Source organism: Vibrio sp. YT-19(2023) (assembly GCF_033337395.1).
Window position 1 is genome coordinate 1 of sequence record NZ_JAWOQN010000824.1, and the last position, 584, is coordinate 584.

Genomic DNA, 584 nt, shown 5'->3' on the forward strand with positions numbered 1-584 from the left:
CAATACATTACCCTTTATGTAATGCAATTGTTAACTTTTTTGTCTATAAATCGTTTATAGCGTGATGGTGGGCACAGAATGGTTTGATGTTGTTAAAATTTGGTTCTAGTTGATTATTGTGCGCAATTAGATGGGGAATTAATTGGTTTGATTAAATATGCAGCACGTTGTCATTTTAATGTGCTGCATATTCGATGAGTTAAAAATGCTAACTACTATGCAGTATGTGGAATAAAGGTCTGTTTGATTTTTGTGCGATTATTTACGCGTAACGAAGTAAGTTGAGCTCTGAGTTCTCCATGATTTTCGCTTTTTCACCTGTCATGATATTGGCCAATAAGTGCCCAGAACCACATGCCATTGTCCACCCTAACGTCCCATGCCCGGTATTAGTAAAGAGGTTGTCGTATGGCGTTGCACCTATGATTGGTGTGCCATCTGGCGTCATTGGGCGAAATCCGGTCCAGAATTCTGCTTGGCTGAAATCACCGCCGCGAGGGAACAAATCGCGAACCACCATCTCAATCGTGTTTTTGCGCTTTTGTGGCAAGGATGGGTCGAAACCTGCAAGTTCAGCGGTGCCA

Annotated in this window: 1 protein-coding gene; it reads right to left on the reverse strand. The window is 42.1% G+C overall.

Going from position 1 to position 584, the window contains the following annotated elements:
* Positions 1-262: 262 nt before the first annotated feature.
* On the reverse strand, positions 263-584 hold a 322-nt coding region (locus R7E78_RS28665), incomplete at its 5' end, for an FAD-dependent oxidoreductase (protein ID WP_225475029.1).